The organism is Thermodesulfobacteriota bacterium, from assembly GCA_040755095.1.
Taxonomy (GTDB): domain Bacteria; phylum Desulfobacterota; class Desulfobulbia; order Desulfobulbales; family JBFMBH01; genus JBFMBH01.
The window spans coordinates 1-3,663 of the sequence record JBFMBH010000218.1; the positions used below are offsets into that span (position 1 = coordinate 1).

5 protein-coding genes are annotated in these 3,663 nt (G+C 64.9%); 3 read left to right on the forward strand and 2 right to left on the reverse strand.

Annotated features, from left to right (window positions below; all coding sequences use genetic code 11):
• Both AB1634_18930 and tatC read left to right on the forward strand, forming a co-directional pair.
• On the forward strand, window positions 1–507 hold a 507-nt coding region (locus tag AB1634_18930), incomplete at its 5' end, for a twin-arginine translocase TatA/TatE family subunit (protein ID MEW6221586.1).
• Complete coding sequence (gene tatC, locus AB1634_18935; protein MEW6221587.1) at window positions 504–1,223, forward strand: twin-arginine translocase subunit TatC; 720 nt, start codon at window positions 504–506, stop codon at window positions 1,221–1,223. The genes AB1634_18930 and tatC, both read left to right, overlap by 4 nt.
• Here tatC and AB1634_18940 read toward each other — a convergent pair.
• Window positions 1,195–2,208, reverse strand: a complete 1,014-nt coding sequence (locus AB1634_18940) for a radical SAM protein (protein ID MEW6221588.1) — start codon at window positions 2,206–2,208, stop codon at window positions 1,195–1,197. The genes tatC and AB1634_18940 overlap by 29 nt on opposite strands.
• Window positions 2,205–2,726: a deaminase gene (locus AB1634_18945; protein MEW6221589.1), complete on the reverse strand. Its 522-nt coding sequence runs from the start codon at window positions 2,724–2,726 to the stop codon at window positions 2,205–2,207. The genes AB1634_18940 and AB1634_18945 overlap by 4 nt, the downstream gene beginning before the upstream one ends.
• Before the next feature lie 344 nt (window positions 2,727–3,070).
• Here AB1634_18945 and AB1634_18950 point away from each other — a divergent pair, with 344 nt between their 5' ends.
• Window positions 3,071–3,532 carry a periplasmic heavy metal sensor gene (locus AB1634_18950; GenBank protein MEW6221590.1) on the forward strand — a complete coding sequence of 154 codons (462 nt, stop codon included), beginning with the start codon at window positions 3,071–3,073 and terminating at the stop codon, window positions 3,530–3,532.
• Window positions 3,533–3,663 lie beyond the last annotated feature (131 nt).

A 3,663-nucleotide genomic window follows, 5' to 3' on the forward strand; every position in this document is an offset into this window, starting at 1 on the left:
ACCGGTTCGTCGCGCTACCCGGTTATCGAATATCCAGCAAGCCGGTCCTGCCTTGACAGCGGGGGGGGTGGGCGGTATAACTGGGCCGGCTTGGCGCTGCGCTTTCACCAAGGAAGGGACGTCGTCATGTTCGGAATCGGTCTTCCAGAGCTCATCGTGATTCTGGCTGTGGGGCTCCTGGTTCTTGGTCCCCAGAAGCTGCCGGAGCTGGCGAAGGGTCTGGGCAAAATGGTGGCTGAGTTCCGGAAGGCGGCTGGCGCCCTCAAGGAAGGGCTGCAAGTGGAAGACCGTTCCTGGCAGGAACCCGCCCGCCGGGCGCCTGCGGTGCTGGATGTCCCCCGACCTGGCCCCAACGAGACGCCACGTGGAGAGGAACCGACGGCGGCCTCGGGGGCGGAGCCTTCCCAGAGCAGTGAATCGCTGCGTGTCGCCGCCCGGCCGCCGGCCCAGGATGCCGGTGCCGAGCCTCCCTCCGCCGGCAGGGCCACGGGGAATCCCGGGTCGTGACTTCGGCCTTTGCCGGCATCACCCCGCACCTCGACGAGCTTCGCCGCCGGCTCATCACCTCCTTCGTCACCCTCGGCCTGACTTCGGCAGCAGCTTTCGCCTTCAATCAGGAACTGGTGCGCTTCCTCATTCGGCCCCTGTTTCAGACGGCGCCCAACCTCTCCCACCTCGTCTATACCCACCTCACGGAGGCGTTCATCAGCTCTCTGAAGGTGGCCATCCTGGCGGGTGTGGTGGCGGCAGTACCGGTTTTCCTCCACCAGCTGTGGCTCTTCATCGCCCCTGGGCTGTACCGCCACGAGCGCCGGCTGTTTGGCGGTCTGCTTCTCATCTCCATCGGCTTCTTCCTGGCCGGCGCCGCCTTCGCCTATCTCATTCTCTTGCCCCAGAGCCTGCGTCTGCTGCTGGCGGTGGATGCCGGCCAGCTCACCGCGCTGCCGCGGCTGGAGGACTATTTGGCCTTTGTGGGCCGATTGACCCTGGGCTGCGGTCTGGCTTTTGAGCTTCCGTTTCTGGTGGTGGCCGTGACCCGCACCGGTATCGTCCGGCGCTCGTGGTTTGGCGCACAGCGCTGGCTCATCCTGGGGTCGATCTTCGTGATCGCCCTTCTTCTCGCCGGCGGAGATCCCTTCGCTGCCAGCTTGCTCTTCCTGCCCCTCTGGGCGCTCTACGAGGCCGGTCTTCTCCTCAGCCGCCTGCTGGGATCTCCTGCTTGAGAAGACAGCAGGAGACCCGCCACACCGGCCGGCCTTTCTCGTCGTACTCCAGATTCCCAGGCTGCAGCAGGCGGTGCATGACGCAGCCCTCCGGGACGGCGAGTCCGAAGAAGCGATCCTCGGTCAATCCTTGCTGCTTCTCCAGCCGGCCGTCCTTCATGACGAAGGCGTGCACCGGATAGTCTTCGCACAAGGGACAGCGATAGACGCGACCGTTGGGGAAGACGAACAGGTTGTCGGCCACGGCGCCGGCACACTGGAAAGGCTCGTCCGAGTCCAAGAAGACCTTGGGAAAGACGGTGTGGATTCCCAGGCGAGCGGCGGCTGAGGCCACTGGCGGTACGGCGGCCAGCCACTCTTGAGGAGATAGCTGCAGCGATTCCTGACCGTTGACAGCGGGCTTGCCGCGGATGCCGATCACCTGGATGAAGAAGCGGCTTACCCCCCAGGCGGCGAGCAACGGCGGCATGGCGGCCAGGGCCGAAAGGTTGAGGCGGCTGACGGTGAAGATAAGGCTTACCGTAAAGCCCCGGTGCACTGCCTCTCGGAGGTTGGTGGTGCAGGTGGCAAAGACCCCCTCGCCCCGGATCGGGTCATTCACAGTCGCGTCTGGACCGTCCAGGCTGAAGGACAGAAAATCCAGCGCTGCTGGCCCCACCCGATCGAGGAACTCGTGGAAGAGAAAGCCGTTGGTGTCCACGGTGATGGAGCGGTAGCCTAGCCCCCGGGCGGCGTGAATGATGGCCGGCAACTCTGGGTGCAGGGTTGGCTCGCCGCCCAGGAGTACGAGGTTGGTCTCCCGGCCAGGGGCAGCGAGAGAGCCCAGCCACTGCACCGCAGTGGCTGGGGAGAGAATGGATGTGCCATGCTGGCTTGGATTGATATAGCAGTGGCGACAGGCCAAATTGCAGGCAGTGAGGAGGTGGAGAAAGACGTTGCGCTCCCCGGGCCGGAAGCGCACGGTGCGGGGCAGGGGCTCCTTCATGGCAGGAGGCTCATGGCGCGAGCTTGGGCGAGGGTGTACTGGGCCAATGGCGAGCCTGCCCAGTAACGGTTCTCGGGGGTGGCGAAGAAACGGGCGAAGAGGGAAAGGCTCTCGGCGCGGCATACTCCAGCCCGAAAGCGGAGGGTCATCCCCTGATAGAGAGGCCGGAGAGTGGCAAGGGGCAGGTCGGTGCCGCCTCCCCACACGTCCTCGTACGCGTAGACGATGGCTTGGATGCCGTTGAGGAGCAGGGCAGCCAGACACATGAGGCAGGGCTCCATGGTGGTGTAGGCGGTCAGGGTCCTGCGGTCCATCTCCGGCCAATCAGTCAGCAGCTGGCGGATGGCTCGCATCTCAGCGTGGTCCAGTTCGTCAGCCCGCATGCTACCGAGACGGCGACCTCGGGCCACGACTTGACCAGTTGCGTGCACGAGCACACAGCCAACCGGAAACTCGCCGGCAGCGAGGGCGCTCTCTGCCTCGGCCAGGGCCATCGCCATGAAGGTCTCGTGTGTCAAAAGCCGTCTCCTTGGGTTTGGAAAGAGAGCCACCATACCAAACCGTGCCCAAGCCGTCAAATCGCCACTCCAGTGGATAAGAACTATCCAACTGGGCCTGCCGCTGTGCAAGAAGTAGCCATTCCCGTCTCAGACCGGCAACGGTCGCAAGTGGATCCTGGACAGTTCTTTGTGTAATTCCGGTTGGTTATCCAGGTGGGCGTTCGATTGGCACGATGGTTGAATCGGGTCTGTGGCAGCGGTGCTTGCACCCCACCCGCAACCGTATGAGATGCTCGTTACGAGCAAGGTGCTGGGGGGCAGCCCATCCCGATCCCTTCATCCCAAACCAAGGAGGTATGATCATGAAGCGTACTGCATTTGTGCTGGCCGTTGTCGTTTCCCTGGCCACTATTGGCCTTGGCCTGGCCGATGCCCGTGGACCCGGTCGCGGCGTTGGCGGCGTTGGCGGCTGTGGCGGCCCCTGCGTCTCGGGGGCGGGCCCTGGTGGCTACGCTGCGCCGGACGCCGCTTCCCAGGAGGTTCGCGCCGCTTTCCTGGCTGAGACCGTCGAGCTGCGGCGCACGTTGGCTGTGAAGCGGGCCGAGTTGGCAGCCCTCATGGCAGGTGACAGCCCGGACCCGGCTCGAGCTGGCGGTCTGCAGGGAGAGGTCTTCGATCTGGAAAGCCAGTTGCAGCAGGCGGCGACCGACGCCGGGCTGCCGGCCTGGGGCGGCGGCGACTGCCCCGGCCCTGGCAACTGCGGCACCGGTCCCCGAGGCGGCTGGCGCCAGGGCTCGACCGCCGCGCCGCCTCCCGCCCGCTAGCGGCCTAGCGTGAGTTTACCGGCCGAAAAGGGCGCAGTGCTCCTAACCATTTGAAAGCATTAGGAAAGCGGAAACGCACGTGTATACAACAACGACTTTAGCTTTCGACCCCGAGAGCGGGCAGCAAAGGA